The organism is Stenotrophomonas testudinis, assembly GCF_024499815.1.
Classification (GTDB): Bacteria; Pseudomonadota; Gammaproteobacteria; order Xanthomonadales; family Xanthomonadaceae; genus Stenotrophomonas.
The window spans coordinates 24500-51080 of the sequence record NZ_JAMOKY010000011.1; the positions used below are offsets into that span (position 1 = coordinate 24500).

27 protein-coding genes are annotated in these 26581 nt (G+C 68.1%); 19 read left to right on the plus strand and 8 right to left on the minus strand.

Annotated features, from left to right (window positions below; translation table 11 throughout):
• Nucleotides 1-10 precede the first annotated feature (10 nt).
• Nucleotides 11-400 (minus strand): RidA family protein, encoded by a 390-nt coding sequence (locus NQ204_RS08800; protein ID WP_116863099.1) that lies wholly within the window; start codon nt 398-400, stop codon nt 11-13.
• 110 nt (nt 401-510) lie between these two features.
• Here NQ204_RS08800 and NQ204_RS08805 point away from each other — a divergent pair, with 110 nt between their 5' ends.
• Both NQ204_RS08805 and dnaQ read left to right on the plus strand, forming a co-directional pair.
• Nucleotides 511-1404 (plus strand): LysR family transcriptional regulator, encoded by an 894-nt coding sequence (locus NQ204_RS08805; RefSeq protein ID WP_256643612.1) that lies wholly within the window; start codon nt 511-513, stop codon nt 1402-1404.
• Nucleotides 1405-1459: 55 nt separating this feature from the next.
• Entirely contained in the window at nt 1460-1969 is a 510-nt protein-coding gene (gene dnaQ / locus NQ204_RS08810; protein ID WP_256643613.1) for a DNA polymerase III subunit epsilon, read from the plus strand.
• A gap of 13 nt (nt 1970-1982) precedes the next feature.
• Here dnaQ and NQ204_RS08815 read toward each other — a convergent pair whose 3' ends face one another.
• On the minus strand, nt 1983-3197 hold the full coding sequence (locus tag NQ204_RS08815) for a glycosyltransferase (RefSeq protein WP_256643614.1): 1215 nt from the start codon (nt 3195-3197) through the stop codon (nt 1983-1985).
• Nucleotides 3198-3312: 115 nt separating this feature from the next.
• Here NQ204_RS08815 and NQ204_RS08820 point away from each other — a divergent pair, with 115 nt between their 5' ends.
• Both NQ204_RS08820 and NQ204_RS08825 read left to right on the plus strand, forming a co-directional pair.
• Nucleotides 3313-4032, plus strand: coding sequence for an IclR family transcriptional regulator (locus NQ204_RS08820; RefSeq protein WP_256643615.1), 720 nt, complete (start codon nt 3313-3315; stop codon nt 4030-4032).
• Between the two features lie 107 nt (nt 4033-4139).
• Nucleotides 4140-5429 (plus strand): MFS transporter, encoded by a 1290-nt coding sequence (locus tag NQ204_RS08825; RefSeq protein WP_256643616.1) that lies wholly within the window; start codon nt 4140-4142, stop codon nt 5427-5429.
• 81 nt (nt 5430-5510) lie between these two features.
• Here NQ204_RS08825 and NQ204_RS08830 read toward each other — a convergent pair whose 3' ends face one another.
• Entirely contained in the window at nt 5511-6680 is a 1170-nt protein-coding gene (locus NQ204_RS08830; RefSeq protein WP_256643617.1) for a mandelate racemase/muconate lactonizing enzyme family protein, read from the minus strand.
• Entirely contained in the window at nt 6677-7609 is a 933-nt protein-coding gene (locus tag NQ204_RS08835; protein ID WP_116864796.1) for a dihydrodipicolinate synthase family protein, read from the minus strand. Before NQ204_RS08835 ends, NQ204_RS08830 begins: the two co-directional genes overlap by 4 nt.
• 350 nt (nt 7610-7959) lie before the next feature.
• Between NQ204_RS08835 and NQ204_RS08840 the strand changes: the two genes are divergently transcribed.
• The 11 genes from NQ204_RS08840 to NQ204_RS08890 all read left to right on the plus strand — a co-directional run bounded on the left by NQ204_RS08840 (nt 7960) and on the right by NQ204_RS08890 (nt 20778).
• Nucleotides 7960-10578 (plus strand): TonB-dependent receptor, encoded by a 2619-nt coding sequence (locus NQ204_RS08840; protein ID WP_256643618.1) that lies wholly within the window; start codon nt 7960-7962, stop codon nt 10576-10578.
• 2 nt (nt 10579-10580) lie between these two features.
• On the plus strand, nt 10581-11327 hold the full coding sequence (locus NQ204_RS08845) for an SDR family NAD(P)-dependent oxidoreductase (RefSeq protein WP_116864798.1): 747 nt from the start codon (nt 10581-10583) through the stop codon (nt 11325-11327).
• A complete protein-coding gene (locus NQ204_RS08850) occupies nt 11324-12256 on the plus strand; it encodes a 2-dehydro-3-deoxygalactonokinase (protein WP_256643619.1) in 933 nt (310 codons plus the stop codon). The genes NQ204_RS08845 and NQ204_RS08850 overlap by 4 nt, the downstream gene beginning before the upstream one ends.
• Nucleotides 12253-13704, plus strand: coding sequence for a 2-dehydro-3-deoxy-6-phosphogalactonate aldolase (locus NQ204_RS08855; RefSeq protein WP_256643620.1), 1452 nt, complete (start codon nt 12253-12255; stop codon nt 13702-13704). The genes NQ204_RS08850 and NQ204_RS08855 overlap by 4 nt, the downstream gene beginning before the upstream one ends.
• Before the next feature lie 213 nt (nt 13705-13917).
• Nucleotides 13918-14154, plus strand: a complete 237-nt coding sequence (gene rpmB, locus NQ204_RS08860) for a 50S ribosomal protein L28 (RefSeq protein ID WP_005411638.1) — start codon at nt 13918-13920, stop codon at nt 14152-14154.
• 10 nt (nt 14155-14164) lie between these two features.
• Complete coding sequence (gene rpmG / locus NQ204_RS08865) at nt 14165-14332, plus strand: 50S ribosomal protein L33 (RefSeq protein WP_170272460.1); 168 nt, start codon at nt 14165-14167, stop codon at nt 14330-14332.
• A 177-nt stretch (nt 14333-14509) separates the two neighbouring features.
• Nucleotides 14510-15928, plus strand: coding sequence for a cardiolipin synthase (gene cls, locus NQ204_RS08870; protein WP_256643648.1), 1419 nt, complete (start codon nt 14510-14512; stop codon nt 15926-15928).
• A gap of 57 nt (nt 15929-15985) precedes the next feature.
• The gene (locus NQ204_RS08875) at nt 15986-17407 is read left to right on the plus strand and encodes an FAD/NAD(P)-binding protein (protein ID WP_256643621.1); all 1422 of its coding nucleotides are present in this window, start codon (nt 15986-15988) and stop codon (nt 17405-17407) included.
• Nucleotides 17408-17416: 9 nt separating this feature from the next.
• Nucleotides 17417-19609 (plus strand): DNA helicase II, encoded by a 2193-nt coding sequence (gene uvrD / locus NQ204_RS08880; RefSeq protein WP_116864802.1) that lies wholly within the window; start codon nt 17417-17419, stop codon nt 19607-19609.
• Nucleotides 19610-19717: 108 nt separating this feature from the next.
• Entirely contained in the window at nt 19718-20044 is a 327-nt protein-coding gene (locus NQ204_RS08885) for a low molecular weight protein tyrosine phosphatase family protein (RefSeq protein WP_256643622.1), read from the plus strand.
• 179 nt (nt 20045-20223) lie between these two features.
• The gene (locus NQ204_RS08890; protein WP_256643623.1) at nt 20224-20778 is read left to right on the plus strand and encodes a hypothetical protein; all 555 of its coding nucleotides are present in this window, start codon (nt 20224-20226) and stop codon (nt 20776-20778) included.
• A 101-nt stretch (nt 20779-20879) separates the two neighbouring features.
• Here NQ204_RS08890 and NQ204_RS08895 read toward each other — a convergent pair whose 3' ends face one another.
• Together NQ204_RS08895 and NQ204_RS19660 are read right to left on the minus strand one after the other, a co-directional pair.
• Nucleotides 20880-21026 (minus strand): hypothetical protein, encoded by a 147-nt coding sequence (locus tag NQ204_RS08895; RefSeq protein ID WP_165835701.1) that lies wholly within the window; start codon nt 21024-21026, stop codon nt 20880-20882.
• A 75-nt stretch (nt 21027-21101) separates the two neighbouring features.
• Nucleotides 21102-21209, minus strand: coding sequence for a hypothetical protein (locus NQ204_RS19660; RefSeq protein ID WP_488192352.1), 108 nt, complete (start codon nt 21207-21209; stop codon nt 21102-21104).
• Between NQ204_RS19660 and NQ204_RS08900 the strand changes: the two genes are divergently transcribed.
• Nucleotides 21199-21378, plus strand: coding sequence for a hypothetical protein (locus NQ204_RS08900; RefSeq protein WP_256643650.1), 180 nt, complete (start codon nt 21199-21201; stop codon nt 21376-21378). The two genes, NQ204_RS19660 and NQ204_RS08900, sit on opposite strands and share 11 nt — an antisense overlap.
• A gap of 123 nt (nt 21379-21501) precedes the next feature.
• Complete coding sequence (locus NQ204_RS08905) at nt 21502-21948, plus strand: universal stress protein (RefSeq protein ID WP_079224261.1); 447 nt, start codon at nt 21502-21504, stop codon at nt 21946-21948.
• Between the two features lie 107 nt (nt 21949-22055).
• Here the strand turns inward: NQ204_RS08905 and NQ204_RS08910 are convergent, their stop codons facing one another.
• Both NQ204_RS08910 and NQ204_RS08915 read right to left on the minus strand, forming a co-directional pair.
• A complete protein-coding gene (locus NQ204_RS08910; protein ID WP_256643624.1) occupies nt 22056-22499 on the minus strand; it encodes a helix-turn-helix domain-containing protein in 444 nt (147 codons plus the stop codon).
• Between the two features lie 128 nt (nt 22500-22627).
• Entirely contained in the window at nt 22628-22912 is a 285-nt protein-coding gene (locus tag NQ204_RS08915) for a DUF2782 domain-containing protein (RefSeq protein WP_108770467.1), read from the minus strand.
• Between the two features lie 97 nt (nt 22913-23009).
• Between NQ204_RS08915 and polA the strand changes: the two genes are divergently transcribed.
• Complete coding sequence (polA, locus tag NQ204_RS08920; RefSeq protein WP_256643625.1) at nt 23010-25784, plus strand: DNA polymerase I; 2775 nt, start codon at nt 23010-23012, stop codon at nt 25782-25784.
• Nucleotides 25785-26098: 314 nt separating this feature from the next.
• Complete coding sequence (locus NQ204_RS08925) at nt 26099-26581, plus strand: DUF421 domain-containing protein (RefSeq protein WP_108770465.1); 483 nt, start codon at nt 26099-26101, stop codon at nt 26579-26581.

Consider the following 26581-nt stretch of genomic DNA (forward strand, 5'->3'; position numbering starts at 1 on the left):
ACAGCAGACGTCAGGGCAGCTTCGCGATCACCTTGATCTCGAACTGGAACCCATACAGCCAGGTCACGCCGATGCCGGTCAGGGTCGGGTGCGGCGCTTCGCCCCAGTACTCGGGCACGATCGCCCAGGCCTTCTCGAAGTTCGTTTCCGGGTCGACCATGAACACGGTCACGTCGATCACGTCACCAAAGCTGCAGCCAGCGGCGGCCAGCACGGCATTGAGGTTGTGGAAGGCGCGGCGCACCTGGGTCTCGAAGTCCGGTTCGGGCGAGCCGTCCTCGCGGCTGCCGACCTGGCCGGAGACGAACAGGAAGCCGTTGGAACGGATGGCCGGCGAGTAGCGGTTGCGCTCGTACAGGGCCTGGCGGCCGGCGGGGAAAACGACATCACGAGGGGTCATTGGGGAGGCTCCAAGGGGAAGGCCTCCATGCTGCTCGCTGGCTCTGTCTGGATAAATAGTGATGATCGGCCTAGATTGATTGCCAATCCCAAACAATCACGGCACGGCCCATGGACCGTTTCGAGGCGATGCGCGCCTTCGCCCGCGTGGTGGAAACCGGCAGCTTCACCCGTGCCGCGCACACCCTGCAGGTCAGCCGCACCACGGTCACCCAGCTGGTGCAGCAGCTGGAAGCGCACCTGCGGCTGCGCCTGCTCAACCGCACCACGCGGCGGGTCAGCGTCACCGCCGATGGCGCGGCCTACTACCCGCGCATCGCGCGCCTGCTGGCCGAGCTGGAAGAGGTGGAGGGCGGCCTCGGCGATGCCGTCAGCCAGCCGCGCGGGCGACTGCGCGTCGACGTGCCCGGTCCGTATGCGCGGCTGCGGCTGGTGCCGGCGCTGCCGGATTTCCATGCGCGCTATCCGGACATCCGGCTGGACATCGGCGTCAGCGACCGCGAGGTCGATGTCATCGCCGACAACGTGGACTGCGTGATCCGCGGCGGTGCGCCCGCCGATCCGGCGCTGGTCGCGCGGCCGCTGGCCAGCCTGTCGATCGGCTTCCATGCCAGCCCCGCCTACCTGCAGCGCGTCGGTGTGCCCGCGCACCCGCGCGTGCTGGAAGGGCCGGACCATCACATGGTCGGCTTCCTCAGCCCGCGCACGGGCCGCGCACGCGTGTTCCTCGCCCAGCGCGGTGATGAGCGCATGGAAGTGCAGGGTCGGCATGCGGTGGGCTTCGATGATGGCAATGCCTACCTGGCCGCTGGCGTGGCGGGCCTGGGCGTGGTCGCGCTGCCGAGCTACATGGCAGATCCACACGTGGCCAGCGGCGAACTGCGGCCGATACTGCAGGACTGGCAGCTGCCGCCGATGCCGATGCACGTGATGTTTCCGCCGAACCGGCACATGAGCCAGCGGCTGCGGGTGTTCATTGACTGGGCGCTGGAGGTGTTGGGGTGACACGCGCCGGGCATGCGAAAATCATCACTGCACGCATCAGGAAACCGCCACACGCATGAGCCGCATCGTCGCACTGGATACCGAAACCACCGGCATTTCCCACCGCATGGGCCATCGGGTCATCGAGATCGGCGCGGTCGAACTGATCGATGGCCGGCTCACAGGCCGTCAGTTCCACACCTACCTGCAGCCGCAGCGCTCGGTAGACTGGGGCGCGCAGCGCGTGCACGGCATCAGCGATGCGATGCTGGTCGGCAAGCCGCTGTTTTCCAGCAAGGCCGCCGAGCTGCTGGAATTCCTGCATGGCAGCGAGATGGTCGCGCACAACGCCACCTTCGATGTGGGCTTCCTCGACAACGAGCTGCGCCTGGCCGGCATGCCTGCCAGCCTGGCCCAGTACTGCCGCATCACCTGCAGCCTGAAGCTGGCGCGCGGGCGTTGGCCCGGCCAAGGCAACAAGCTGGACGATGTGCTGCAGCGCCTGCGCATTCCCGGTAATCGCGGCCTGCACGGCGCGCTGAAGGATGCGCATCTGCTGGCGCAGGTGATTCCGCACCTGCGTTGATGGCGGCGCGGCGTTACGCCGGGTCCAGCCAACGCTCGATCATCGCCACGCCAGTGGCCACGCCATCCTCGCTGGCCATCGCTACGCCCACTGCAGCAGCACGCGCACGCGTCGCGCTGTCCTCGGCGAACGCAATCGCCGCTGCAAGCGAGGCCGCATCCAACCGCTCAGGTGACAGCGCCGCCGGCGCCACACCCAGCGTCTGCAGGCGCCGCGCCCAGAAGAACTGATCGGCGGCGAACGGCATCACCAGCGAAGGAATACCGGCGCGACAGGCCGAATGCGTGGTGCCGCTGCCGCCATGGTGGATGGCCAGCGCGCAGCGTGGGAACAGTGCTTCATGCGGCGTCGGGCCGAGCATGAACACGTTTGCTGGCAATGCACCTGAGGGCAATCCGGCCCAGCCCGGAAACAGCAGCACGCGGCGTGGCGCCAGCGCCTGCAGCAGGGCCGGCAGCACGCGCTCGCGGTCGAAGCCGGTCATGCTGCCGAAGCCAAGATAGACCGGCGCGGGCCCGGTATCGAGGAAGGCCTGCAGGTCGGCGGGTGGCGACCACGGCTGTTCCGGCATCCGCCATTGCCCGCACACCACATGGTCGGCCGGCCAGTCGGCAGGCGGCGGCAGCAGCTGCGGGGAAATGCCGTACAGCATCGGCAGGCCGGTCCACAGCGTACGGCGAGGCGGTTGCCCCAGTGCGGCGCGCGCGGCGTTGATCGGCCCGCGGAAGGTGCGCCACACCGCTTGGTTGACCAGTCCGTAGCTGGCCCGGCGCAGGACGCCCGGCAGCGGCATCGTCGGCAGGAAGGGCGACGCGAAGGCGCGCGTCGGCGTCAGCGGGATCATGCCGGTGCCGATGGCCGGCAGGCCGTGGCGCTCGGCCACGCTGAGGCCGACCAGCGCGGCCAGCCCACCGGTCAAAACGGCATCGCAGCCGGCGGCCGCCGCATCGGCCTGCGCCATCCAGGCCGGCACGTGGCGACCGGCCATCCGCGCCAGGCCGCGCGAGGCGGCGGCCAGGTTGTTGCCGCGCGCCACCAGGGCCACCACTTCGTCGTGGATGTCGCCTTCCAGCGCCGCGTGCGGCACGCCCAGTTCGCGCGCGCTGCCCAGCGTGCCCTGTTCGGCCAGCAGCAGTACCTCGTGGCCGGCCTGGCGCAGCCCATGGCAGAGCATCACCAGCGGCCGGGTGTCGCCTTCGGTTCCATAGGTCAGGGCCAGCAGTCGCATCGGGGGCTTCGCGGGTGGGGCGGCCAGTATGGGCGCCGGTCGCAGAAGGCCGCGCGAATGCAGCCACGTGTTGCTATTGGTGGCATTGCACGGGTCCGGCCAGTACGCTTCCTGCATGCGAACCAAGCCCAACGCCCAGCCCAACCAGAGCCTGATCGACGGCATCGCCACCCTGCAGGCACTGGCGTCGTCGCCCGAGCCGGTGGGCTGCCGTGAACTGGCCCGCCAGCTCGACGCCAACCCGACGCGGGTCAACCGCCTGCTCAAGACCCTGGCCTATCTGGGCATCGCGCGGCAGACCGCCGACCGCAAGTACACCGCCGGCCCGGGCATGCACGTGCTGGCCGCGCAGAGCCTGTTCGCCTCCGGTCTGATCCGCCGCGCGCTGCCGGTGCTGGAAAGCCTGCGCCGCTTCGGCCACACCGTGGCCCTGGGCGTGCTGTGGAACGACAGCGTCAGCTACCTGTTCCATGCGCCGCCGGGCATCGAGGCGGCACGGGGCCTGGGCCGCATCGGCCTGCTGCCGGCCACCACCAGCGGCATCGGCATCGTGCTGCTGGCGCAGCTGAGCGATGACGACGTGCGCGAGATCTACCAGGACAAGCCGATCCCGATGTTCCCCGAGGGCATCGAGCAGCTGCTGGCGACCCTGGCGGTGACCCGTGCGCAGGGCCATGCCCGGGTGCACGTCGCCGACGAACGCGACCACCACATCGTCGCCATCGCCATGGGCGACCCGGTCCACGCCGGCATCGCCATGTCTGGCTGGATTCCCGAATCGGCTACCGCAGAACTGGTGGCGGCCATGCGCACGGCGGCGGCGGAGATCGGCTGAGGCGCCGCGGCAGAGCTGCCGCAGTGCGACTTGACCTGTTGCTACAATAGCAATACGTTGCAGCCTTCCGATGGGGAGGCGTCGTCGATGGCCAAGCGGTGGAACGCGTGAGCGGGTCGGGCAAGACCAGGTGGGTCCTGCTGGGACTGCTGTTCTTTTCCACCGTCATCAACTACCTGGACCGGCAGGCGCTGTCGATCCTGGCCACGACCATCCAGGCCGACCTGGACATGTCCGACATCGAGTACGCGCGGGTGGTGCAGGTATTCCTGTTCGCCTATGCCGCCGCCTACGTCATGGCCGGTCGCATCACCGACTGGCTGGGCGCTCGGGTGGCGCTGCTGCTGTTCGTGGGCTGGTGGTCGCTGGCCAACATCGCTACCGGCTTCGTACGCAGTGCGGTGGAACTGGGCGCGGCGCGATTCGCGCTGGGCCTGGGCGAGCCGGGCAATTACACGGTCGGCACCAAGGTGGTGTCCGAGCAGTTCCCGCCGCGCCAGCGCGGCCTTGCCCTGGGCCTGTACACCGCCGGCGCGATGATCGGCGCCACCTTGGCACCGCCGCTGATCGGCGGCATCGCCATCGCCTACGGCTGGCGTGCGGCGTTCTGGATCACGGGCCTGGCCGGGCTGGTGTGGATGATCGGCTGGTGGTGGGCCTACCCGCGCGGCGCCGGAAAGCAGTCGACCGCAGTGGCCGCCAGCGCTTCGGATGCGTCTCCCCCCGACGAAGCCGTGGCCGCACCCACGCCGCCGAGCATGAAAGGGGTCTGGGGCCGGCTGGCGCGCGACCGCACGGTATGGGCGTTGGTCGCCTCGCGCGCCGTGGCCGACCCGGTCTGGTACTTCTACCTGTTCTGGTTCCCCAAATACCTGGGCGATGCCCGCGGCATGAGCCTGATGGCGGTCGCGTCGCTGGCCTGGATCGTCTACGTGGCGGCCGACATCGGCAGCGTCGGTGGTGGCCTGATTTCCGGCGGCCTGGTGAAGCGTGGCATGGACCCGGTGCAGGCCCGCCTGCGCACGATGATCGGCGCGGCGTGCCTGGCACCGGTCGGTATCTTCGTGGCCCTGCATCCGCCGATTCCCGTGCTGCTGGGGCTGGCCTGTCTGGTCACGTTTGCCCACCTCACCTATCAGATCAACCTGACCACGATGACGGTGGACCTGTTCCCGTCGCGCTACATCGCTTCGGTGGCGGGGCTGGTGGGCTGCGGCAGTGCGCTGGGCGGCATGGTGTCGGCGCAGGTAGTCGGGCACCTGGTGGCCGGTGGCAATTTCGACCGCGCTTTCGTGCTGATGGCGGTGCTGCACCCGATCGCGGTGCTGCTGGCCTGGATCGCACTGCGCCAGGCGCGGCGCTCGCCGATGACCCTGGTGGGGCAGCCGGCAGCGTAACCCCGTGTCACTGTAGCGTCGAGCCATGCTCGACCGCGGAAAAAACAGTCGAGCATGGCTCGACGCTACAAAGGGCTGAGGTCAGGCCACGGCTTCGGCGTGTCGCCAGAACGTCGCGTTGGGAACCGCACCCAGGCCGGGGCCGCTGGGCAGCTGGTAGCCGTCCTGCGTATAGGCCATGTCGGTATCCAGCATCTGCACCGAGCGCGAGAAGATCGAGTGCTGCCACTCGTGTCGCCACAGCCCTTCGACCACCGCCGATGCATGCAGGCTGGCCGCCATGAAGATGCCGCCGCCGATGGTGGCGTGCGGTGCGACCTGCACGCCGTGGGCAGCCGCCAGGCGGGCGATGCGCAGGAACTGGGTGATGCCGGTGTGGCCCATCTCCGGCTGCACGTAGGCCAGGCGTCCACCTTCCACGCGCGGCCTCGCCACGTAATCAGTCGGCCACTCTTCCCCCGCAGCCACGGGAATCGGGCTCCGCTGGCCCAGCGCGACCAGTCCAGGCACGTCTTCCGGCTTCAGCGGTGCCTCGATGAAGGTCAGACCCACCGGCTGCAGCTGGTGGGCCAGCCGTAGCGCGCCCTCCAGGTCGAATTTCCAGTGCAGGTCGACCATCAGCTGGGCGTCTGCACCCAGTGCCTGGCGCAGGGCTGCCATCTCTTCGGCAATGCCGTCGTGGCTGACCACCGCGTGCACCTTGAAGGCGGTATGGCCCTGTAGCTGGAACGTGCGCGCCATGGCCACCTTTTCCTCCAGCGTGGCCGCAGGCAGGCCGGACACATAGCCGGCGATGCGTTCGTGGCGCCGCTCACCCAGCAGCGACCACAGCGGTTGGTCCGCGGCCCGTGCGCGCAGGTCCCACAGCGCGATGTCCAGTGCGGCGATGGCATCGGTGTGGAAGCCGCTGCCACAGCCGCGCACGCGCATCAGACCATACAGGTCGTCCCAGATCGCCTCGACATCTTCCGGCTCGCGGCCCAGCAGTTCCGGCGCCAGCAGATCGTTGATGATCTCGCAGGTCGCACGCGGTGCGCAGATGCCATACGTCTCGCCCCAGCCGACGGCACCGTCGGCGGTAGTCACCCGCACCAGCACCGAGCGGTCCACGGTCGGGTACAGGGTGCCGTTGCCACGGCGCACCAGGTAGCCGCGTGTGTTCACCCGTTCGCCCGCGCCCAGCGGGCCCAGATAGGGCGTGCTGCGTGGCACGGTGAGGATGAAGGTCTCGACGCGGGTGACGGCGCTCATGCTGGGGTCCGTTGTGGGCGGCCGGGCACAACGTCCAGCGGCAGCAGGTCGGCGATGCGGGACAACAGGGTATCCAGTTCGCGGCGATCCCAGGCATCCAGTGCCGGGCCGGGGGCGCGTACGTGGTCGCAATCGATGATGCCCCGTCGCAGCAGCACGGCCTTGGTCAGCCGCCAGCGGAACACCGCCTGCATGCTCAAGAGCGGCAGCGTGCGTTCGAACAGCACGCGCGCGCGTTCGTGGTCACCGGCGGCGTGCGCAGCCAGCATCGCCACGTGCACTTCGGTGATCTCGCAGGCCGGCATCGTGCCCACCGCACCGCGTGCCAGTTCGTCCAGCACGTAGCGCGCGCCGGCACCGCCGAACACCGCCTGCACGGCATCGCCGGCACGCTCGGACAAGGCCGTTATGCGATGGCCCGACGGCATCGTTTCTTCCTTGACGTAGGCGATGGCAGGCACCTGCGTGGCCAGGGCCAGCAGCGCGTCCACGCCCAGGCCCACGCCCATCGGCGGCGGCGCGTTCTGCAGCATGATCGGCACGCCCGATTCGGCGCCCAAGCGGGCGAAGAACGCGGCCATGCTGTCGATGTCACCGGCCAGCGCGTGCGGGGTCAGCACCATCGCCGCCGCCGCGCCGGCTTCGCCGCCGGCACGGGTCAGGCGCACGGCATCGTCCAGCGTCTTCGCACTGCCACCGACGATGAACGGCACGCGGCCGTTGTTCCAGCGGCCGATGCAGGCGGTCAGGTGCAGTCGCTCCTCCACGTCCAGCATGTCGTACTCGCTGGCCAGGCCGGGGAACACCACGCCGGCGGCACCGGCGGCCAGCAGGTACTCGAACACCCCCTGGGTAGCGGTCTCGTCCACCGCGCCCTGGGCGTCGAAGATCGTGGGAAGAATCGGGAAGACACCTTGCAGAGCGGCCATTGCGCCGGATCCTTGTTGGATAGGGTGTGCCATGTGTAGCAACACCATGAAGGGGAGGTTCCCGACAGGACCGCGAAGGAACCGTAATTCTTCGCTGCATTGCAGCGTGCGCGGTCAAAACATATTGCTATATTAGCTACACTGCTGCCAAGTCGCAGTGCAGCAGCAACGACCGGAAAAGCGCTGGATCCAGGTGGCAGTTCGGCAAGCGGGGTGGGGCGGGGCAGCGGACGGAGGGTCCGCGCCGGTCCCGGTCGGTGCCGCCTGGGTCCCAACCTTGGGAGAGGGCCCGATCCATGCATCGTTTTCGACGTTCAACCTTGTTCACCGCTCTGGGGACCTGCCTGCTGATGCCCGTGCTGGCATCGGCGCAGGACACGGCCACGGCCACCACCACCGGCGAGGGCCAGCAGCAGGCGCAGACCTTGGACGCCGTCAGCGTCGTCGGCATCCGCGGCAGCCTGGAAGCCTCGCGTGACCTGAAACGCGACTCGGCACAGATCGTCGATGCGATCGTCGCCGACGACATCGGCAAGCTGCCCGACACCAACGTCGCCGAGTCGCTAGGCCGCGTGGCCGGCGTGCAGCTCGAGCGCGGCATGGGCGAGGGCAGCGACATCCTCGTGCGCGGCCTGAAGGAAAACGTCCTGCTCTACAACGGGCGGCAGATCGTCGATGCCACCGGTCGCGGCGGCAACGGTCTGGACCAGCTGGCCACGTCCACCTACGGCCTGCTCTCGCTGGTGCCGTCGGAGCTGATCTCGCGGCTGGAGGTGACCAAGCTGGCCGGTGCCGACCAGCTCAGCGGCGGCCTTGGTGGCATCGTCGACATCCATACGCGGCAGCCGCTCTCCGGCGACGCCGAGCAGAACGTGGTGAGCGTGGCCGGCACCTACGACGAGATGGCCGATTCGTGGGGCCACAATGCCTTTGGCCTGGTGTCGCGGCGCAGCGACGATGGCCGCTTCGGCGCGCTGGCCTCAGCCACCTACGGCCGCCGCAACGTGGTGCAGCAGGGCCTGGACACGTTCTCCGGCTATGCCCGCTACACCGACCCGGCCAGCCCGGGTACCACCCGCTTCGGCAGCACCGACATGCGCGCGCAGAACATCGACGACGACCGCACCAAGGTCGGCGTCAGCACCGTGCTGCAGTGGCGCCCCAGCGATGGCGTGGAACTGACCTGGGATACGTTCTATTCGCGGCAGAAGGCCGAGCGTGACCGCTACTGGATCGCCTTCAATCCGTCCGCAGGCCTGAGCAACGCGGTCTATTCCCAGCACGGTATCCTGCTGGCCGGCCGCTCCACCGGCACCGTGCTGCTCAACTCCGAAGCGGCCGACATCAATTCGGACACGATCTCCAGCGCGCTGCGCGCCAGCTTCCGCGTCGGCGAACGGCTGGATGGTTCGGTGGAACTGGACTGGGGCCGTTCCACTGCCAAGTACGACCAGCGCTACATGCGCCTGGCGCCGATGGCCGGTCTGACCTCGGTGACCGACTTCGACCTGCGCAACGGCAATTTCGGCAGCTTCAACGTCAGCGGCGTGGACGTGACCGATCCAGCGCAGTGGCGCATGACCATCATGTTCGACAACTACTGGCGGGCCAGGACCGACTCGCGCGCGCTGCGCAGCGACTGGAGTCTGGCCTTCGATGACGGCCCGCTGCGCTCGCTGGATTTCGGCGCCCGCTTCAGCCGCCTGGAGAGTCTGCAGGATCCGCTGCGTGCGGACATCCGCCCGGCCGGTGGCATCCCGGTCACGCAGATGGCGCCGTACATCCGCGTCTACAGCAACAACGATTTCCTGCCCGGTGAATTCAGCGGACTGCCGCGCGACTACCTCGGCGCGTTCCGCAGCACCTTCGGTGGCTGTGAAAGCTTCACCACCGTGCCGCAGATCTCGCAGAACGCGCAGTGCCTGGACCCGCGCAACAACGCACTGGCCTACGCGGCAACCTTCCGCGTGGACGAGGATTTCCTCGAGGCCTACGCCAAGCTCAACTGGGATACCGACGTGGGCGGCATGGCGCTGGGCGGCAATGTCGGCGTGCGCTTCGTCGGTCGTGACATGACCTCGCGCGGCAACCTGATCAGCGGCAACGGCACGCTTACCCCATCCACCTTCGACCGTGACGACCGCGAAGTCCTGCCCTCGACGGTGGCCAAGCTGCAGATCACCGACAGCCTGGTGCTGCGTGGTGGCGCGGCCAAGGTGGTGGCGTTCCCCAACACCGAAGACCTCAACAACGGCGTGACCCTCAACAACAACGCCGTGTTCGATGGCAACGGCGTGCAGACCTCGCCGGGCACCGGCACCGGCGGTGCACCGGACCTGGATCCGTTCAAGGCCACCCAGTACGACCTGTCGCTGGAGTGGTACTACGGCGGCCAGGGCCTTCTCTCGGCCGGCCTGTTCTACAAGGACGTGTCGACCTTCATCGTGCAGCGGCAGAGTGCGGAAACCTACAACAACATCAACTACCTGGTGCTGCGCAAGATCAACGGCGACAAGGCCAAGGTGAAGGGCGTGGAGCTGCTGGCGCAGGTCCCGTTCAGCGGCATGCTCGATGGCTTCGGCGTGGTCGCCACCTACACGTGGATCGACTCGGAAACCCCGATCACCGACGTGAACGGCAATGCGATGACCTTCCCGGGGCTGTCGAAGAACAATGCCAACCTGATCGGCTATTACGAGAACGGACCGTTCGGCATCCGCGTGGCCTACAACTGGCGCGATGAATACCTGGTCGGCCTGTCCAGTGCGGCCACCGGCATCTTCAACGACACCTACAAGGATCTGTCGGCGTCGATGAGCTACGATCTCAGCGACCGCCTGTCGTTGAAGGTGGAAGCCAACAACCTGCTGGACAGCGAGCAGCGCACCTTCGACGGCTATGACGAGGGCCTGCGCACCAACGTGGTGTTCGGTCGCTCGTACAAGGCCAGCCTTACCTACCGGTTCTGAGCATGGGCAACGACGCAATGCAGGGCGAATGGCTGGGCAGGCATGTATGGGTGAGCGGGGCAGCCAGCGGCATCGGCGCGGCGGTACTGGCGCAGCTGCAGGCGCAGGGGGCCAACGTGCTGGCATTGGATCGCGAGCCAGTGCCGGCGGCGACCACGCAGGTACAGGCCGATCTGGCTGATGCCGGCGCGATCGATGCCGCGCTGGCGCCGCACCTGGGCCAGCCGCTGGATGCGCTGATCCACTGCGTGGGCTGGTGCCCGTCGGCCGATACGTGGGCTGACGACGACGCGCTCTGGCAGCAGGTGCATGCGGTGAACGTGCTGGGTGCGCGTCGGCTGATGCGCCATGCATTGGCTGGCCTGCGTGCCAATGGCGGCGGCAGCATCGTGCTGCTGTCCTCGATCAATGCGCGCTATGCCACGCCCGGGCTGGCCGCGTACGCGGCCTCCAAGGCCGCGCTGGAATCGCTGGCACGTACCGCAGCGCTGGAATTGGCTGAAGCGAACATCCGGGTCAACGCGATTGCACCGGCGTCGGTGGATACGCCGATGCTGCAGGGTTCGTTCGCCCGCAGCGATGATCCCGCCATGGCCCGCGCACGCAACGTGCAGCGCCACCCGCTGCAGCGCCTGGGCAGCGCCGCCGATGCGGCGGAGCTCGCACTGTTCCTTGCATCAGCGCGCAGCGGCTGGATGACCGGCGCGGTGGTGCCGCTGGATGGTGGCGCCGGAGTGACGCGCCGATGAGCACGCCCGAAAACGATGCACCGATCATCGGCATCAACTGGGGCAGTAGCAACTTCCGCGCCTTCCTTATTGCCGCCGATGGGCGGGTGCTGGGCAGCGTGGAACAGCCACGCGGCATCGCCGGGCTGGAGCGCATGCAGATGCAGGTCCTGCTGGAACAGACCGTGGCCGCTTGGCCGGGCGCGGCGGCGGTGTATGCCTGTGGCATGGTCGGCTCGAACATCGGCTGGAGCGATGCGGGTTATGCCGATTGCCCGGCCACGCCGCAGCGGCTGGTCGCGCAGCTGCATCACACCCGCATCGGCCAGGTGCCGGTGGCCATCGTGCCCGGGCTGGCCTGCCAGCGTGCGCAGGACGATGCGCCGGACATCATGCGTGGTGAGGAAACCGAGCTGCTCGGTCTGCTGGCCGGGGGCGCATTGCCGCTGGATGGGCTGGTGGCACTGCCTGGCACGCACAGCAAGTGGGTGCAGCTGCAGGGCGGGGCGGTGGTGTCCTTCCTCACCGCGATGTCGGGTGAGATCTTCGACCGCCTTACCGCTGCCGGGCTGCTGGCATCGGTGGTCGATGGCCCTGCCGTGGAAGGCGGGGCCTTCTTCGATGGCCTGCAGCACGGCCATGCGGGCGGGCTGGGATTGGGCAGTCTGCTGTTCGGCGCACGCGCGCGGGTGATCCGTGGCCAGCTGCCGCGCACGGACGGTGCCTCATGGCTGCGCGGTGTGCTGATCGGCGCCGAGCTGGCCGACGTGCGCCGGCTGTGGCCCGCCGCGCTGCAGGTGCCGCTGCCGATGGTTGGTGCCGCGCCGGTCTGTGCGCTGTACGCCGCCGCCGTGCATGCCTTGGGTGGCAGTGCACGCACCCTGCTGTCACACGATGCCGTGACCCGCGGCTTCCTTGCCCTGCACCGGGCCGCACAGGTAACGCCATGAACACCGCACACGCCGCCGCCTTCGACGCGGCCATCGAACAGACGCCGCTGGTGGCCATCCTGCGCGGACTGACCGGTGCCGAGGCGCTGGCCGTCGGCCAGGCCCTGGTGGATGCCGGCGTGCGCCTGGCCGAAGTCCCGCTAAATTCGCCGGACCCGCTGGCCACAATCGCCCTGTTGGCAGCGCATTTCGGCGACCGCCTGTGGGTCGGCGCAGGCACCGTGCTGGAGGTAACCCAGGTCGAAGCCCTGGCCGCCACCGGCTGCCGCTTCTGCGTATCGCCCAACACCAACCCGGAGGTGATCGCCGCAGCACGCGCGCACGACATGGAGCCGATGCCCGGCTTCAGCACCGCCACCGAGGCGTTTGCAGCGCTGGCCGCAGGCGCGCGCTACCTGAAGGCATTTCCGGCGCACGATTCCGCACCGCGGCTTGCGGCACTATCGGCGGTGCTGCCGGCGCAGACGCGGTTGGTGGCCGTGGGCGGGTTCACCACCGATGCACTGCCTGCGCTGTGGCAGGCCGGCGTGCGTGCGGTTGGCATCGGTACCGACCTGTACCGCCCGGGGCGCGCCGCGGATGAGGTGGGTCGACGCGCGCGGCACTGGTTGCAGGCGATTCAGGCGGTACCTGCCAGCGGCGTGCGCCTGGCCTGCGACGCCGGAACGCTGGTGGGGGAGTCGCCGGTGGTGCTGGACGATGGCCGCGTGGCCTGGGTCGAGCCGACCGCACCGGCGCTGCTGCATTGGGATGGCCAGGCCTGCTCGCGCACGCCACTGTCCGAGCCGGTCTGGTCGCTGGCAGTGACGCCGCAGGGCCTGGTCGGCAACGGTGAAACGCACTTCGTGCGGATTGCCGCGGATGGCGGCCTGCAGCCGGGGCCGACCATCGATGTGGGCCCCGGTTGCCGCCTGAATGACATGACCGTGGATGCGCGCGGCGGCTTGTGGACCGGGTCGATGCACCGGGGCCTGCTGGGCGGCCGTGGCGCGCTGTTCCATGCAACAGCGGTGGATGCGCCGGTGCGGCGTGTGGCCGAAGGCCTGGGGGTGGCCAACGGCATGGTGTTCAGCCCGACGGGCGATACCCTGTATGTGATCGATACCCTGGCCCGCACCCTGCTGGCCTACCCAGCGGATGTGGCTGCGGGCACCCTGGGCGAACCCAAGGTGGTCACCGATTTCCTCGGCGAAGCAGGCAAGCCCGACGGGTTGGCGTTGTCGCCGCAGGGCAGCCTGTGGGTGGCGATGTGGGGCGGGGGCTGCGTGCTGGAACTGGCGGCCAATGGCGCGGTGCAGCGGCGGCTGGCGGTGCCGGCACCGCACGTGGGCGCACTGTGTTTCGCTCCGGATGGGCGCCTGTTCATCACCACGGCACGGGCGCGGCTGGGCCCCGACGCCTTGCAGCGGGCGCCCGGCTCGGGCGGGTTGTTCACCGCCACGCCCTGACCCCACCTGTGGGTAACTTGCGCAAGTGCTTGAGCCCGTGCATAATGCGCGGCTCGCTGTGTCCGGTTTTCTACCGGGCGGCGCCCCCGGGAGCACGTCCCCGGCCGCCCAACGCCAGCGTAACCCCTTGATTCTCTTGACGTGTGGTGTGCAACCACCGAGGCCGCCGTCTCCCGGGCTACGGGCTGACACAACTTACTATCGAGGTGCGCAATGTCCCGCGTATGCCAGGTTTCCGGCAAGCGAGTGCAGACGGGTAACAACGTCTCGCACGCCAACAACAAGACCCGTCGTCGTTTCCTGCCGAATCTGCACGAGCGCCGCTTCTGGGTTGCCAGCGAGAACCGCTGGGTGAAGCTTCGTGTTTCCGCGCATGCACTGCGCACCATCGACAAGAACGGTATCGATTCCGTTCTGGCTGAGCTGCGTGCGCGCGGCGAAAAGGTCTGAGGAGTAGACGATCATGGCAGGCAAGCGCGATAAGGTCCGTATGATTTCGACCGCTGGTACCGGTCACTTCTACACGACCGACAAGAACAAGAAGAACACCCCGGGGAAGATGGAATTCTCCAAGTACGATCCGGTCGTGCGCAAGCACGTCCCGTACAAGGAAGGCAAGATCAAGTAATCCGCGAGGATTGCTGGTCGCTTCCAAAAAAACCCGCCCTCGTGGCGGGTTTTTTTGTGCCTCACGCCAGGTAGATGCCAACCTTGGTTGGCACATGGGTTCAAGGCAGTCGAGCATGGCTCGACTCTACAAGGGGGGCTGGGCAGAATGACCCCCACACCTCCGACGGGCGACGCGATGCTGTTCGAGTGGCTGCTGGGTTCCTACCTGCTGTTGATCGACTGGCTCATCCGGCTGGTCGCGCTGTGCTGGATCCCCACCCGCACCACGCCGGGGGCGGCACGCAGCTGGCTGCTGCTGGTCGGCTTCGTGCCGCTGCTGGGCCTGCCCCTGTACCTGCTGTTCGGCCACCCCTGGCTGTCGCGCGAGCGCATCCGCCGCCAGGCCGAGGCGTCGCAGGTCATCCGCGAGGAACAGGCGCTGCAGCACCGCCTGCGCTGGACCCCGACGGCCGACACCGCCATCGCCGAGATCGTGCCGCTGGTGCAGCGCCAGGGTGATTTCATGCCGGTGCACGGCAACGCGGTCGACCTGCTCACCGACTACGACGAATCGCTGCACACCCTCATCGCCGACATCGACCAGGCCGAGGACCGCGTCCACCTGCTGTACTACCTGATGTTCGACGACGCGGTGGGCGAGGCCATCGTCGAAGCGCTGCAGCGTGCCGCCGCGCGCGGCGTGCAGTGCCGCGTGCTGCTGGATGCGGTGGGTGCCAAGCGTGGCCTGCGTGCCTACCGCAAGCGCCTGCAGGCGCGCGACATCGAAGTGCGGGCGATGCTGCCCGGCGGCCTGCGCTGGCGCCGCAGCGGGCGCATGGACCTGCGCAACCACCGCAAGATCGCGGTGATCGACAACGAAGTGGCTTACGTCGGCTCGCAGAACCTGGCCGGTCCGCGTTTCGTGCCCGGCCACCCCAACCGCGAGCTGGTGGCGCGCGTGCGCGGCCCGGCGGTGGCCCACCTGGAGGCGGTGTTCGCCAGCGACTGGTACATGGAAACCGGGCAGCGCCTGGACGTCATCGCTGACGTGCCCGAGTGCGGCGATGACATCGCCACCCAGCTGCTGCCCAGTGGCCCGGCATACCCTTACAGCAACGCGCGCGACGCGGTGGCGGCGCTGATCCACCTGGCACGGCGACGGCTGGTGATGGTCACGCCGTATTTCGTGCCTGACGAAGCGACGCTGAGCGCGCTGCGCATCGCCGCGCTTTCCGGCGTGAAGGTGCAGCTGATCCTGTCGGCCAGCAACAACCAGCGGCTGACCTCGTGGGCGCAGGAGGCTTACTACGAGGAGCTGCTGCGTTGTGGCGTGCAGATCGCGCTGTACGAGCCGCAGTTCCTGCACGCCAAGCACATGAGCGTGGACGAGGACATCGCCGTGCTCGGCTCGATCAACATGGATATCCGTTCTTTTGCGCTGAATGCCGAGATCGGCCTGATCTGCTACGGCCGGCCGCTGGTGCAGCAGCTGTGCGCCATCGAGGACGCCTACCTGCGCCAGTCGCGCATGCTGGACCTGGAGCAGTGGCGCCAGCGCCCGGCCTGGAAGCGCAGCCGCGAAGGCATCGCGCGGTTGGCCGATGCGTTGATGTGACACACCGGCCAATGGGCTGGCAACGGCCCGTTTCGGCACGCCGGGCCGTCACCTGCCATGGCCTACAATCGGTGCATGACTGATTCATCGCGACATGGCGAACTGGAGCTGGCAATCATCGGTGGTGGCGCCGCGGGTGTGATGGTGGCGATCCAGGTGCTGCGCCAGGCCCGGGCGCCGCTGGCGCTGGCCATCTTCGAACCCGCCTCGCGGCTCGCCCAAGGCATCGCCTACGCCACGCCGTGGCCGGAGCACCTGCTGAACGTGCCCGCAGCGAAAATGAGTGCCTTCCCCGACCAGCCCGGCGATTTCCTCGATTACCTGCAGGCCGTCAACGCTTACCCAGGCGAAGCGCGCGAGCTGCTGGGCGAGCGTTACGTGAGCCGCCATCACTTCGCCGCCTACCTGCAGCAGCGCCTGCAGGACGCGGTGGCTACCAGCCCGGCGCAGCTGCAGGTGATCGCGCAGCCGGTGCTGGGCCTGCAGCCGGATGACCACGGCTACCACCTGCAGCTGGGCGATGGCAGCACGCTGCACGCGGCGCAGGCGGTCATCGCCACCGGCAACAGCATGCGTCCGCTGCCGGTGGCCGGCGCCGATGCGCTGCCTGCCGACGACGTGGTCGAGGCCTGGGACTATGACGGCGTGCGCACCATGGCGGGTGCCCATGCACTGGCCATCGTCGGTTCCGGCCTGAGCATGGCCGACACCGTGCTGGCCCTGGTCGCCGCTGGTCATACCGGTCCACTGCACGTGATTTCGCGGCATGGCCTGTTGCCGCTGCCGCATGCGCATGGCGTGCTGCCCGATTTCGACCCGGCCGCGCTGTTGTTGATGACCCTGCGCCAGCGCGTGCGGGCCCTGCGCGCTTTCGCGCGGCAGACGCAGGCCGATGGTCAGCCGTGGCAGGGCGTGATGGATCGCATCCGCCCGCATGGCCAGGCGCTGTGGTGCAGCCTGGACGAGGCCGACCAGCGACGCTTCCTGCGCCATGTGGTGCGCTATTGGGACGTGCACCGCCACCGCATCGCCGAGGACGTCGATGCCCAGCTGCAGGCCCTGCAGGCCTGCGGCCAGCTGCACCTGCACCGTGCCCGCCTGCAGCGCATCTGGCGCGAAGGCGACGCGCTTCACCTGTCCGGCCGTGATGCCGCTGGCGGCGAACAGCAGTGGACGATCGCGGCGGTGGTCAATGCCACCGGCGTCGAGACCCGCGCCAGTGCGCTGCGCAACCCGCTGCTGCAGCGGCTGCAGGCCGACGGCCTGGCCCGCCCCGGGCCGCATGGCCTGGGCCTGGACAGCAGCGTGCCGGGCGACCGCCTGTGCAGCCGCAGCGGTGCAGCGCAGGCGCGTCTGGGCGTGCTCGGCAGCCTGCGCATCGGCAGCCTGTGGGAAAGCCTGGCCGTGCCTGAACTGCGTCAGCAGGCGCAGGCCCTGGCTGCGCAGGTGGTCGCAGGAGCCGCGACGGCGATGCCGTAAAATGGGGGCATGGATGTCTCCCACCTGCTCGATGGCCTGAACCCGGCCCAGCGCGAAGCCGTCTCCGCTCCCCCCGGCCACCACCTGGTGCTGGCCGGTGCCGGTTCCGGCAAGACCCGCGTACTCACCCACCGCATCGCCTGGCTGCATGAAGTCGAAGGCGTGCCGACCCATGGCATTTTCGCGGTGACCTTCACCAACAAGGCCGCCGGCGAGATGCGCCACCGCATCGACGCGCAACTGCCCAACGGCAGCCGCGGCGCGTGGATCGGCACCTTCCACGGCCTGGCCAACCGCCTGCTGCGCCTGCACTGGCAGGACGCCAAGCTGCCCGAAGGTTTCCAGGTCATGGATTCGGACGACCAGCTGCGGCTGGTCAAGCGCGTGGTGCAGGCGCTGGAAATCGACGACAGCAAGCATCCGCCCAAGCAGATCGCGTGGTGGATCAACGAACAGAAGGATGAGGGCCGCCGCCCGCAGCACATCCAGCCCGAGCCGCATGATGCGTGGCTGGAAACCATGCGCCAGGCCTATATCGAATACCAGGCACGCTGCGACCGCGCCGGACTGGTCGACTTCGCCGAGCTGCTGCTGCGCGCGCATGAACTGCTGCGCGACAACCCGCCGCTGCTGGCGCATTACCGCGCGCGTTTCCGCGAAATCCTGGTGGACGAGTTCCAGGATACCAACGCCATCCAGTACGCCTTCGTGCGCGTGCTGGCCGGTCACGAAGGCCATGTGTTCGTGGTCGGCGATGACGATCAGGCCATCTACGGCTGGCGTGGCGCCAAGGTCGAGAACGTGCAGGGCTTCCTGCGCGATTTCCCCGGCGCGCAGACCATCCGCCTGGAACAGAACTACCGTTCCACCGCCAACATCCTCGGCGCGGCCAACGCGGTCATCGCGCACAACCCGGACCGCATCGGCAAGGAACTGTGGACCGACAGCGGCGACGGCGAGCCGATCGACCTGTATGCGGCCTACAACGAGATGGACGAAGCGCGCTACATCGTCGAGCGCGCGCGCCAGTGGGTGCGCGATGGTGGCAGCTACACCGAAGTGGCCGTGCTCTACCGCAGCAACGCGCAGTCGCGCGCGCTGGAAGAGGCGCTGCTGAGCGAACAGGTGCCGTACCGCGTGTATGGCGGCATGCGCTTCTTCGAGCGTGCCGAAATCAAGGACGCGCTGGCCTACCTGCGCCTGCTGTCCAACCGCAACGACGATGCCGCCTTCGAGCGCGCGGTGAACACGCCGACGCGTGGCATCGGCGAGCGCACCCTGGACGAGGTGCGCCGCGAGGCGCGCGCGCAGGGTATCTCGCTGTGGGAGGCCACCATGCTGGTCACCCAGGGCACGGCGCTGGCCGCGCGTGCACGCAATGCGCTGGCCGGCTTCCTGGTGCTGGTCAACGAACTGCAGGCGCAGACCCTGCACATGACCCTCGCCGAGCGCGTGGACCATGTGCTGTCGCGCTCGCAGCTGCGCGAGCACTGGAGCAAGGAAAGCCGCAATTCGCTGGATTCGGAATCGCGTACCGACAACCTCGACGAACTGGTCTCGGTCGCCTCGCGCTTCCTGCGCCGCGCCGACGACATCGAGGAAGTGGGCGAGGACATGGACGAGCTGGTCGCGTTCCTGGCCTATGCCGCGCTGGAGGCCGGTGAAGGCCAGGCGCAGGCGGGCGAGGAAGGCGTGCAGCTGATGACCCTGCACTCTGCCAAGGGCCTGGAATTCCCGCTGGTGTTCCTGGCCGGCATGGAAGACGGCCTGTTCCCGAGCGCGCGTTCGCTGGAAGAAAGCGGCCGCCTGGAAGAAGAGCGCCGGCTGGCCTACGTGGGCATCACCCGCGCGCGGCAGAAGCTGGTGCTGTGCTACGCCGAATCGCGCCGCATCCACGGCCAGGACAACTACAGCCTGCCGTCGCGCTTCCTGCGCGAGATCCCGCGCGAGCTGCTGCACGAAGTGCGCCCGAAGGTGCAGGTCTCGCGGCCGGCCTCGCTGGGCAGCAGCCGGGTGATGGGCCATGCCTCGATCGAGGCGCCGCCGCTGAAGCTGGGCGCGCTGGTGACCCATCCCAAGTTCGGCGAGGGCATGGTGACCGACTACGAAGGCAGCGGTGCCCACGCCCGCGTGCAGGTCGAGTTCGCCGATGCCGGCAGCAAGTGGCTGGTGATGGCCTACGCCAACCTGACGGTGATCTGATCACCGTCGAGGGGTCGCCAGTACACCTGTAGAGCCGAGCCCATGCTCGGCTGCTTTTCACGGCACGAGCAGCCGAGCATGGGCTCGGCTCTACAAGGACAAGTTCCCATGACCCGCAACGTGCTCTTCCTCTGCAGCCAGAACCGCCTGCGCAGCCCGACGGCCGAGCAGGTGTTCGCCGACTGGCCGGGGATTGAAACCGCCTCGGCCGGGTTGCTGGCCGACGCGGATGAAGTGCTCAGCCCCGAGTTGCTGCAGTGGGCGGACCTGGTGTTCGTGATGGAGAAGGCGCACCGCAACCGCCTGTCCAGCCGCTACAAGGCATGGATGAACGGCAAGCGGGTGATCTGCCTGGATATTCCTGATGACTACGACTACATGGACCCGGCGCTGGTGGAGCTGCTGAAGCGCAAGGTTCCGCTGTTCCTGCGCTGAGCGTGGGTGTTGTAGAGCCGAGCCCATGCTCGGCTGCTTCTGGCGGGAAAAACAGCCGAGCATGGCTATGCCGGTCGTCCTGACCGGCACCCTTCGGGCCGTCGCAAGCGACGTTGGCAGCGGCTCCTGCCGCTACCTTCGGCTCTACAATAGAAGCCACATCTTCCAGGAACGCCCCCATGACCGATCCGACCTTCCACGTCACCGTGAAGTTGAATGCGAAGCTGCAGCCGGAGCATCGCCACGAGCTGTTCGAGGATCCGCTCGATGCGCTGCTGCAGGCGGCCCAGCTGGGTGAGCTGACCGGTGGTGGCACGGCGATCTCTGACCTGGGCGAAGTCGAGTACGGCGATATCGAAGTGGCGCTGGTTGATGCGGACGGCGTGCCGAAGCTGATCGACCTGCTGGAGCAGCTGGGTGCGCCGAAGGGTTCGCAGGTGCAGCGCGCGGACGAGGCTGATCGCGCCTTCGGCGTGACCGAGGGCCTGGGCATCTACCTGGATGGCCTGAACCTGCCGGACGAGGTCTACGAACAGTGCGACTCCAACCACGTGTTCGAGCAGCTGTCCGACAACATCGATGGCCTGGGCGAGATCTGCAGCTGGTGGCAGGGGCCGACCGAGACCGCGCTGTACATGTACGGCGAATCGTTCGAGAAGATGCGTGATGCGATCTCGGAGTTCGTGGCCAGCTACCCGCTGTGCCAGAACGCGCGAATCGTGCAGACCGCCTGAGCAGGCGTAACTCGCATGTTCCGGCAGGTGCCAGCCTTGGTTGGCACGATGCTGCTGGTCGCGGAGAGCAGCCGAGCATGGCTCGGCTCTACAGAAGGGCGTCAGCGGCTTGCGGCCTGCTGCGCGTTCTCGCGCAGGGCCAGCTGCTTACCCACCTGGTAGCCGCTGTAGAACAGAACGAACGCGGCGGCCACGGTCAGCAGAATGTTCCGTGGGGTGATCCATGACGTCGGCTTGCGGTCCTGCATGTGCGTGCTCCCCGCGGGCGGCGGCATGCCGCGCCACCAGCATGCGCCACCCTGGGTAACCCGGCAAGCGTGCCCCTACGCGTCGGCCTGGCGGCGAACCAGCTCCCAGTCCAGACGGAATTTCGCCAGGTACTTGCGCAGGCGGTCGGCATCGTTGGTGCTGGCGCGCTGGGTGCGCGACACCGCGAACAGCTCACGGCCCGCCGCTGACAGCGACTTCGAGCGCGCGCAGACCTGCCACGTCATCAGCGACCACCTGGCCAGCAACGCGCGCCTGATCGAGAAGTTCCTGCCGGTGGAGTTCGATTGGCAACCGCACGAGGGGGGCTGGCGGGTGACCGTCGAGGCCTGAACGCGCTGCCGGCATGGCCCGGCGCTACCCGCAGGCACGGATTGATCCTGCTCAAGGCGCGGCCTGCACATCGGGTGTGCAATGGTGGTGTTCCCAACTGGCACCCCGCCAAGGAGGCCCACCATGTACACCCGCATCCTGATCGCCACCGACGGCTCCGAGCTGTCCGACAAGGGCCTGGCCAAGGGCCTGGAGCTGGCGAAGGATCTCAATGCCGAGGTCGATATCGTCACGGTCTCCGAGCCTTGGGCGGTGGGCATGTATGACGCCATGGGCTGGAGCGTGGGCTACATGAACAGCCCGGAGTACAAGGCCGACCGCGAAGAGGGCGCGCAGAAGGTGCTGCAGCCGGCGCTGGCCAAGGCCGCCGAGCAGGGCATCCGTGCCAATCCCATCCATGTACTGGACCGCTACGCCGCCGACGGCATCATCGAGACGGCCGGCGAGCGTAACAGCGATCTGATCGTGATGACCTCGCATGGCCGCCGTGGCGTGACCCGCGTGCTGCTGGGCAGCCAGACCGCCGAAGTGCTGGCGCGCAGCACCCTGCCGGTGCTGGTCATCCGCTGATCGATACCTGCGGGCTCAAGCGTTCCCGGGGAGGGGACCCGGCGCCGGCACGCAGGACGCGTGCCGGCGCCACCTTCCCGCCCCGCCGATGGCGGCAACATGCCCGCTCAGGACAGCAGCGCCCCCCGTGCGCGCTGCCTGCAGGCGAGCCGCCAATCGGCCGGCGACATGCCGAACTGCGCCAGGAACGCGCGCTGGAACTGGCGCTCTGACGCGAATCCGACTTCATACAGCAACCAGGTGAGGCGGCAGCCCGGATCCCGGGCCAGATGGCGGTGCGCCAGCCAGGCCCGGCACTCGCGGATGTAGCGCGCGACCCCGCCGTGGGCCTGGAACAGCCGGTAGACCGTGGAGCGGGACATCCCGAATGCCTCGCAGATCATCTGCTCGCCCAGTTCGCTCTCACCCAGGTGGTCGTCGATGTAATCAAGGATGCGCAGCAGGCGCGGGTCAGCCGTACCGTTGCGGGTGATGCGCGCGCGGGCGTTGCCGCGGCGCAGGTCGGCGGCGAGGGATGCCACCAGCGATGGGGTTGCCGGTTCAAGGTTCATGGCAGCGCGATCCCGGCCCACCTGCGGGGCCTGTCATGGGATCAACCGGAAGATCCGGCGCGGACCTATCACCTGCCTGTGGGGGTCGGCTTCCTCTCCGCGGGAAAGGGCGCCGCCCCGGGGCTGCATCACCAGCTGTACAGCTTCCAGTAGACCGGCGAGACGCCGTCCTTGTCGTTGTCCATGCGGCCATCGCCGTTCTTGTCGTACATGTAGAACGGTGCACCGCGCGACGGGGTCACCTTGACCATGCGCAGCTGGCCGGACACGCGGTACTCCTCGATGACATCGCCGTTGTCCATGGTGCGGCTGGACACTTCGGCGCCCTTCACGTCCACCGGGGGAGCGCCTGCACCACCCATGCTGGCGCAGCCAGCAAGCAGCAGCAGGGAAGCCAGCATCAGGGTCTTCATCGGCAGGGCCTTCGTATCGATCGGAGCCTGATTATGCCCCACGGATGCGTCGCCGCCGTGTCGCCGCGGTGCAGGCAGGGGCGCGTAGAATCGTCGCATGAGCAGATTAGTCCTGATCGACGGGTCCAGTTACCTGTACCGCGCGTTCCACGCGCTGCCGCCCCTGTCCAATGCACAGGGTGAGCCCACCGGCGCGCTGTTCGGCGTGGTCAACATGCTGCGCTCGACGCTGAAGGAGCGACCGGCCTACGTCGCCTTCGTCGTCGACGCACCGGGCAAGACCTTCCGCGACGACCTGTACGACCAGTACAAGGCCAACCGCCCGCCGATGCCCGATGACCTGCGCAGCCAGGTCGAGCCGATGTGCCGCATCGTCGAAGCGCTGGGCATCAGCATCCTGCGCATCCCCGGCGTGGAAGCCGACGATGTGATCGGCACGCTGGCCCTGCAGGGCGTGGCGCAGGACCTGAAGGTGACCATTTCCACCGGTGACAAGGACTTCGCCCAGCTGGTACGTCCGGGCATCGAGCTGGTCAACACCATGACCGGCAGCTGCATGGATTCCGACGCGGCGGTGATGGACAAGTTCGGCGTGCGCGCCGACCAGATCATCGACCTGCTGGCGCTGATGGGCGACACCGTGGACAACGTGCCCGGCGTGGAGAAGTGCGGCCCGAAGACCGCCGCCAAGTGGCTGGCCGAATACCAGCACCTGGATGGCGTCATCGCCGCCGCGCCGACCATGAAGGGCAAGATCGGCGAGAACCTGCGCGCGGCGCTGGAACGCCTGCCACTGAACCGCGAGCTGGTGACCATCCGCACCGATCTCGAGCTGGACGCCTCGCCGACCACCCTGGCCCTGCGCGAGCAGGACGTGCCGGCGCTGACCGAGCTGTACGCGCGCTACGGCTTCACCCAGGCGCTGAAGGAGCTTGGCGGCCCGCTGCCGGCCCCGGCCGTCGCCAGTGACGCCACACCGAGCCTGCGCGGCACCGCCGCCGGCTTCGCCCGTGGCAGCGCCGAAGCGCCGGCCGCCGGTGCTCTGGACCCGGCGCTGTCCGCGCCCGGCGAATACGAAACCGTGCTGACCAGCGAACAGCTGCAGGCGTGGGTCGAGCGTGTGCGGCAGGCCGACCTGATCAGCTTCGATACCGAGACCGATGCGCTGGACGCGATGCGTGCACGCCTGGTCGGCGTCAGCCTGGCGGTGGAGCCGGGCAAGGCGGCCTATATCCCGGTGGGTCACGATTATCCCGGCGCGCCGGCGCAGCTGCCGCTGCAGCAGGTGCTGGATGCGCTGCGCCCGGTGCTGCAGGACCCGGCGAAGAAGAAACTGGGCCAGCACGGCAAGTACGACCTGCATGTGCTGCGCCGCCATGGCGTGGACGTGCAGGGCTACCACGACGACACCATGCTCGAGAGCTTCGTGCTCAATTCCACCGCGACCCGCCACGACATGGATTCGCTGGCCCTGCGTTACCTGGGCTACAACACCATCAAGTTCGAGGACGTAGCCGGCAAGGGCGCCAAGCAGATCCCGTTCTCGCAGGTGGGCATCGACGAAGCCAGCCGCTATGCGGCCGAGGACGCCGACATCACCCTGCGCCTGCACCACGCGCTGCAGCCGCAGCTGCTGGCCGAACCGGCGCTGGACAGCGTGTACCGCGACATCGAGATGCCGCTGGTGCCGGTGCTGACCCGCATCGAAGCCAACGGCGTGCGCATCGACACCGATGAGCTGCGCCGGCAGAGCCACGACCTGTCCTCGCGCATGCTGGCCGCGCAGCAGAAGGCCACCGAGCTGGCCGGGCGCAGCTTCAACCTGGATTCGCCCAAGCAGCTGCAGGCGGTGCTGTTCGACGAGCTGAAGCTGCCGGCGGTGGTGAAGACCCCGAAGGGCCAGCCCAGCACGAATGAAGAGGCGCTGGAGGCGATCGCCGACCAGCACGAGCTGCCGCGGGTGATCCTCGAATACCGCGGGCTGGCCAAGCTGCGCAGCACCTACACCGACAAGCTGCCGGAGATGGTCAACCCGGATACCGGCCGGGTGCACACCAGCTACCATCAGTCCGGCGCGGCCACCGGCCGCCTGTCCTCGTCCGACCCGAACCTGCAGAACATCCCGATCCGTACCGAGGATGGCCGCCGCATCCGCCGCGCCTTCGTGGCGCCGGAAGGCTTCCAGCTGCTGGCGGCCGACTATTCGCAGATCGAGCTGCGGATCATGGCCCACCTGTCCGAGGACCCAGGCCTGGTGCGTGCCTTCGAGCAGGGCGCCGACGTCCACCGGGCCACCGCCGCCGAGGTGTTCGGGCGCACGCTGGAAGAGGTGACGCCCAACGAGCGCCGCGCCGCCAAGGCCATCAACTTCGGCCTGATGTACGGCATGAGCGCCTTCGGCCTGGCCCGCAACCTGGGCATCGACCGTGGCCAGGCGCAGGATTATGTCGCGCTGTATTTCAGCCGTTATCCCGGCGTGCGCGACTTCATGGAGCGGATGCGCCAGCAGGCACGTGACCAGGGCTACGTGGAAACCCTGTTCGGCCGCCGGCTGTATCTGAATGACATCCACGCGCGCAACCAGGGCCTGCGTGCCGGTGCCGAGCGCGCGGCGATCAATGCGCCGATGCAGGGCACCGCGGCGGACATCATCAAGCGGGCGATGGTATCGGTGGACCAGTGGCTGCACGACAGCGGCGCCCCGGCGCGGATGATCCTGCAGGTGCACGATGAACTGGTGTTCGAAAGCGAGGCCGGTTTCACCGAGGAACTGCGTAAAAACGTGATCGAGCGCATGTCGCAGGCGGCCCAATTGCGGGTGCCGCTGGAGGTCGATACCGGCATTGGGGTGAACTGGGACGAGGCGCATTGATTCGTATTCAGGCTAAAAACGGCATGAATCGTTCATTTGTGCGATTTTTCTGACTCGAACATGAATGTTTCCGGCAGATGCCTACAATTAATTGGGCCCCTTCACGAACCGTTAGTGTTCGGGGTGTTTCTATAACTCTCGACAGGCGCAACGCCTGTTGTGGATCTCTCCCATCCCCTGGAGCAGATCTCGGAACGGGGGCTCCTCCCCAAGCGCCCGTTCCCCGGCCCCGTTGACCTCCCCCTGGTCAGCGGGGCTTTTTATTTGTGCGCCGCTGCGCCACGCTGGGCCATCGCTCCGCAGGGGAAACCGCAATGCCCGATCTGTTCGCACTGGCGATGCCGTGGTGGGAATTCGTCCTGCGCGCGGTGGTGGTCTATGTCGTCGTGCTGGGCATGGTCAGGCTGGGCGGCAAGCGCGCGCTGGGGCAGATCACCCCGTTCGATGTGCTGCTGATCGTGCTGCTGGGCAACGCGGTGCAGAACGCACTGCTGGGCACCGACACGTCGCTGGGTGGCGGCCTGCTGCTGGCCGCCACGCTGATCCTGCTGAACTACGGCGTGGGCTGGCTGACCACGCGCAGCCGGCGCATGGAACGCATGATCGAAGGCGAGCCGGTGGTGATCGCCCGCGACGGGCGCCTGCTGGCGGCAGTGTTGCGTCGTGAGCTGGTCAGCACCGCGGACTTCGACGCCGCGCTGCGCCAGCAGGGCTGCCTGCGGGTGGAGGATGTTGAACTGGCGCTGCTGGAAACCACCGGCCACATCACCATCATTCCGCGGCAGAAATCCGCGTAG

Bases quoted from the DNA above. Each gene is read 5' to 3' on its own strand.
- NQ204_RS08800 (WP_116863099.1), bottom strand. From the start codon at position 400: ATGACCCCTCGTGATGTCGTTTTCCCCGCCGGCCGCCAGGCCCTGTAC.
- NQ204_RS08805 (WP_256643612.1), top strand. From the start codon at position 511: ATGGACCGTTTCGAGGCGATGCGCGCCTTCGCCCGCGTGGTGGAAACC.
- dnaQ (WP_256643613.1), top strand. From the start codon at position 1,460: ATGAGCCGCATCGTCGCACTGGATACCGAAACCACCGGCATTTCCCAC.
- NQ204_RS08815 (WP_256643614.1), bottom strand. From the start codon at position 3,197: ATGCGACTGCTGGCCCTGACCTATGGAACCGAAGGCGACACCCGGCCG.
- NQ204_RS08820 (WP_256643615.1), top strand. From the start codon at position 3,313: ATGCGAACCAAGCCCAACGCCCAGCCCAACCAGAGCCTGATCGACGGC.
- NQ204_RS08830 (WP_256643617.1), bottom strand. From the start codon at position 6,680: ATGAGCGCCGTCACCCGCGTCGAGACCTTCATCCTCACCGTGCCACGC.
- NQ204_RS08835 (WP_116864796.1), bottom strand. From the start codon at position 7,609: ATGGCCGCTCTGCAAGGTGTCTTCCCGATTCTTCCCACGATCTTCGAC.
- NQ204_RS08840 (WP_256643618.1), top strand. From the start codon at position 7,960: ATGCCCGTGCTGGCATCGGCGCAGGACACGGCCACGGCCACCACCACC.
- NQ204_RS08845 (WP_116864798.1), top strand. From the start codon at position 10,581: ATGGGCAACGACGCAATGCAGGGCGAATGGCTGGGCAGGCATGTATGG.
- NQ204_RS08850 (WP_256643619.1), top strand. From the start codon at position 11,324: ATGAGCACGCCCGAAAACGATGCACCGATCATCGGCATCAACTGGGGC.
- NQ204_RS08855 (WP_256643620.1), top strand. From the start codon at position 12,253: ATGAACACCGCACACGCCGCCGCCTTCGACGCGGCCATCGAACAGACG.
- rpmB (WP_005411638.1), top strand. From the start codon at position 13,918: ATGTCCCGCGTATGCCAGGTTTCCGGCAAGCGAGTGCAGACGGGTAAC.
- cls (WP_256643648.1), top strand. From the start codon at position 14,510: ATGCTGTTCGAGTGGCTGCTGGGTTCCTACCTGCTGTTGATCGACTGG.
- NQ204_RS08875 (WP_256643621.1), top strand. From the start codon at position 15,986: ATGGCCTACAATCGGTGCATGACTGATTCATCGCGACATGGCGAACTG.
- uvrD (WP_116864802.1), top strand. From the start codon at position 17,417: ATGGATGTCTCCCACCTGCTCGATGGCCTGAACCCGGCCCAGCGCGAA.
- NQ204_RS08885 (WP_256643622.1), top strand. From the start codon at position 19,718: ATGACCCGCAACGTGCTCTTCCTCTGCAGCCAGAACCGCCTGCGCAGC.
- NQ204_RS08890 (WP_256643623.1), top strand. From the start codon at position 20,224: ATGACCGATCCGACCTTCCACGTCACCGTGAAGTTGAATGCGAAGCTG.
- NQ204_RS08895 (WP_165835701.1), bottom strand. From the start codon at position 21,026: ATGCAGGACCGCAAGCCGACGTCATGGATCACCCCACGGAACATTCTG.
- NQ204_RS08905 (WP_079224261.1), top strand. From the start codon at position 21,502: ATGTACACCCGCATCCTGATCGCCACCGACGGCTCCGAGCTGTCCGAC.
- NQ204_RS08910 (WP_256643624.1), bottom strand. From the start codon at position 22,499: ATGAACCTTGAACCGGCAACCCCATCGCTGGTGGCATCCCTCGCCGCC.
- NQ204_RS08915 (WP_108770467.1), bottom strand. From the start codon at position 22,912: ATGAAGACCCTGATGCTGGCTTCCCTGCTGCTGCTTGCTGGCTGCGCC.
- polA (WP_256643625.1), top strand. From the start codon at position 23,010: ATGAGCAGATTAGTCCTGATCGACGGGTCCAGTTACCTGTACCGCGCG.
- NQ204_RS08925 (WP_108770465.1), top strand. From the start codon at position 26,099: ATGCCCGATCTGTTCGCACTGGCGATGCCGTGGTGGGAATTCGTCCTG.